The organism is Methanobrevibacter sp. (assembly GCF_050872065.1).
Classification (GTDB): Archaea; Methanobacteriota; Methanobacteria; order Methanobacteriales; family Methanobacteriaceae; genus Methanocatella.
This window is the reverse complement of the sequence record NZ_JBNMGD010000072.1, coordinates 1-3,981: the sequence shown is the minus strand read 5'-3', so window position 1 is coordinate 3,981 and position 3,981 is coordinate 1. Positions and strand designations below refer to the sequence as shown.

Sequence of the window (3,981 nt, the reverse complement as noted above, 5' to 3'; positions counted from 1 at the left end):
TTTATATGTTTTTTTAATTAATAAATAAATCTCTGAGTTTGAACTGGAGTAATTTATTTAATATATGTTAAGTTAGATATTAAATAATTAGAAGGCATTTATATGAACACAATAATTGAATTTAAAAATGTTTGTAAGGAATATCATTCTGGGGAACATGTCTTAAGGGCTATGAATGATGTCAGTTTCACAATTGATGAAGGTGAGTTTGTTGTAATTCTTGGGCCGTCTGGAGCAGGCAAATCAACATTATTAAATCTTTTAGGTGGTTTGGATACTGTTACATCTGGCCAGATAATCGTTGAGGGAAATCATGTCGAATCATTTGATGATAATCAACTAACAGAGTATAGAGCCAAAAATGTTGGTTTTATATTTCAGTTTTATAATTTGATTCCGAACTTGACTGCACTTGAAAATGTTGAATTGATGAGTGATATTGTTGATGTAAAAGTTAATGGATTAGATGTTTTGGATTCTGTTGGTCTTGAAAAGAATGCCAATCAATTCCCTGCACAGTTATCTGGTGGAGAACAGCAAAGAGTATCTATTGCAAGAGCAGTTGCTAAACAGCCTACCATGCTTTTATGTGATGAGCCAACTGGTGCATTAGATTCTAATACTGGTGTTTTAATATTGAATCTACTTCAAAATATGAGTAATGAAAAAAATACTACTGTTGTTATTGTTACTCATAATGCAGTTTTAGCGGATTCTGCAGATAAAGTGATTAGAATTAAAAATGGGCAAATTGAAAGTATTGTTATTAATGAAAATCCAAAAAAAATTTCTGATTTGGAATGGTAGTTGTTTTTCCATTTCTATTTGATTAGTGATGAAATAAATTAATCTTTAAATTTAAATCTTATTTCATCCAAATAGTATATTATGTCATTATCTAGAAAGATGCTAAGGGATATAAAAGTCAATAAAACTCAATTTATTGCAATATTTCTCATGGCATTTTTGGGTATTTTCGCATATTGTGGGATATGTGGAGAATATTATGGGTTAGAAGAAACAAGTGCTGATTTTTATAGTGAAACCAATCTAGCGGATGGTTGGATTTATAAAAGCAGTTTCAGTGATGCTGATTTGGATAAAATAAATAATTTTACAACACAGGCTGAAAGACAATCAGTAATATCTGCTGTCGGTGAATTTGATAATGATCCTGATATTACGCTGCATTTTGTTGAAAGCAATACAATTTCTAAATTTTATCTCTCTGAAGGTAAGGAATTCGACGTTAATGATGAATCAGGTGTTTGGCTGGATAAACGTTTTGCTGACGCTAAGGAATTAAATGTTGGAGATAACATTACCTTCAAATTTGATGGTAAGACCATTGAAAAGGAAATCAAAGGTATTGGTTATTCTCCGGAATATGTCTATATGTCATCAACTACATCAATCACTCCGAATTTTGATGAGGTGGGTTTTGCATACTTACCGTATAAGGCTTATCCTGATGATATTGAATATAATAGATTGCTTGTCAAATATAATCAATCAAATGACTCTTTTAAGGAAAAACTCGATGATTCAGTTAGTTATTTGTCATTTACAATGCAGGAAGATCATGTTAGTGTAGCACAATTCAACGAAGAGATGGCACAACATAAAATGATGGGAAATATCTTCCCGATTCTTTTTATTTTAATTACATTCCTGACACTCTTAACAGCAATGACAAGGATTGTAACACATCAAAGGACACAAATAGGTATTCTAAAAGCAGTCGGTTTTAAGGATAGAACAATAATTCTGCACTTCATATCCTACGGGTTCTTCCCAGTTTTAGCAGGTTCTGTTTTGGGACTTGTTACAGGGTCGATGATTATTCCACAAATGTTTTATCCGTCAATGACCACTAGATATACTTTGCCTTCATGGAATCCTGGCTTTGATATGAGTTTTGTTTACGTTGCAGCATTGCTTGTGTTTTCTTCAGTTTTTGTCACATATTTAACTTGTAGGAGTATTTCAAAGGAAAATCCTGCAAATACTATGAGGCCAAAGGCTCCAAATATATCTTCAAACAGCTTTTTTGAAAAATCAAGGTTATGGAAACACTTAAGTTTTAATTTCCGTTGGAATTGGAGGGATGCTAGAAGAAACAAATTCAGGGCGTTAATGGCAATCATAGGAGTAATGGGATGTGTTGCATTATTAATCGCTGCTTTTGGTATGAATGATAGCATGAATGATTTGAAAACTTGGGAGTATGATGAGATTAATCATTTTGAATCAAAATTATCTATCTCTAATAATCCATCCCAAATGGAATTGTATTATGTGATTAATGAGACTAACGGCAGTTTTATAATGCAGATGCCAATCGAAATTAAATCAAACAGCCATGAAAACACGGGTGTGCTTTTGGTTTCAAATGATACGGATTTAATTTCTTACACTGACAGCAATAAGAATCCGATTGAAATCAAAGAAGGAGAAGTTTCAATTTCAGCTAAAATGGCCCAATACTTTAACTTGAGTATTGGAGACAAAATCAAATGGCATATTGTCGGAAGCGATGAGTGGGTTAAATCAGAAATTGGTCAAATCCATGGGGAACCTATTTCACAAGGTTTAATAATGTCTCCAGATACTTTGGAGGATGAAGGTCTAAATTTTACACCAAATGGTATTGTAACTTCCCAGAAGTTCGGTGAAAATGTTAATTCAATTAAATCAGTGTCTACCATTGAAGATATGGAGGAAAGTTGGAGCGAGATGACTTCTTCGGTTATGATGATGGTGTATGTTGTAACTATTGTTGCGGTTCTTTTAGCTGTTCTGGTTCTTTACAACTTAGGAATTTTATCATTTACTGAAATGGAAAGAGAAGTCGCAACTTTAAAAGTTCTAGGATTTAAAACTAATTTCTTAAGAAGGTTGTTATTGACCCAAAACCTTATTTTCACAGTTATAGGTTTTGTTTTAGGAATTCCTATTGGATTTTATTTCATGACGTTGATGATGGATGCTGCAGGTGAATCTTTATATTATATTCCAACATTAACTTGGGGCAATATAATTTTATCTGCTTTAATAACATTCACAATATCAATTGCTGTTAATTTAATGTTTTCAGATAGAATTAGAGAGTTGAATATGGTGGAAGCCCTAAAAGATGTAGAATAAATAAAAAAAGTTCTTTAAAGAAATATTTCTTTAAAGATTAAAGTAAACTTTCAAATCCTTTAGTTGCAAGTAATTTTGTAAATGATCCTTGAGGTTCCATTACAATATTCCCATTTGAATATTCTTTTAATGCTGCTTGAACCATTGTACTTTTTTTAACAGGGTCTTTGGCTGTGTTTGCAAGTGCTTTTGCAAGTACCATTACTGCATCGGATCGAGACATTGTTCCTTGGACATTTTCATTTCCAGCATATCCATTATATGCATCATTTTGACGAATGATATCAGTTGCATTAAGATCTGTTTCAACACCATTTATTTTAAGTGGTCTGATTGAATCAATAATGTTATCTATACCTTTATCATAAACAACGACTACTGCATCAGCATGCATTCCTGTACGAGATTCAACAATTTCTTTTGCATTTTGCATACCTTCATCTAGTCCATTCCATAGACAGTCATGAAGCATCATTGGACCTCCAAGGTTTCCAGGAGCTGATTTTGTAGGGTGTGTCATTCCACCAGGATAAACTGGTGTATAGTTTTTAAGTGAACCATTTTCTAAACGGACTATGAATGCCATGTCCACCCCACCGTTTGGTTGTTCTTCTTTGTCAGATGCTAATACTAATATATTCTTAGTTTCATGAGATAAGTCAGGAGTCATGAATAATGTGCCAGCAATAAACGCTATCAATCCTAAAAGGATTACAAGAAGGATAGCAATAATTAGTTTTTTGCTTCGTTTCATTATATCCACTAACCTAAATTAATTGATGTAAGTTTAAGAATAAACTTTATAATTATATGTTCCTTTAATCTTATTTATAT

The 3,981-nt window shown here is 32.4% G+C and carries 3 protein-coding genes; 2 read left to right on the top strand and 1 reads right to left on the bottom strand.

What is annotated here, in order from left to right; all coding sequences use genetic code 11:
• Positions 1-102: 102 nt before the first annotated feature.
• Positions 103-807, top strand: coding sequence for an ABC transporter ATP-binding protein (locus ACR0P1_RS07575; protein WP_432645798.1), 705 nt, complete (start codon positions 103-105; stop codon positions 805-807).
• Positions 808-888: 81 nt separating this feature from the next.
• Positions 889-3,147, top strand: a complete 2,259-nt coding sequence (locus ACR0P1_RS07570) for an ABC transporter permease (protein ID WP_432645797.1) — start codon at positions 889-891, stop codon at positions 3,145-3,147.
• Positions 3,148-3,184: 37 nt separating this feature from the next.
• Here the strand turns inward: ACR0P1_RS07570 and ACR0P1_RS07565 are convergent, their stop codons facing one another.
• Positions 3,185-3,901, bottom strand: coding sequence for a DUF4012 domain-containing protein (locus ACR0P1_RS07565; RefSeq protein WP_432645796.1), 717 nt, complete (start codon positions 3,899-3,901; stop codon positions 3,185-3,187).
• Positions 3,902-3,981 lie beyond the last annotated feature (80 nt).

Coding starts and splice junctions, on each gene's coding strand:
- ACR0P1_RS07575 (WP_432645798.1), top strand. CDS start 103: ATGAACACAATAATTGAATTTAAAAATGTTTGTAAGGAATATCATTCT.
- ACR0P1_RS07570 (WP_432645797.1), top strand. CDS start 889: ATGTCATTATCTAGAAAGATGCTAAGGGATATAAAAGTCAATAAAACT.
- ACR0P1_RS07565 (WP_432645796.1), bottom strand. CDS start 3,901: ATGAAACGAAGCAAAAAACTAATTATTGCTATCCTTCTTGTAATCCTT.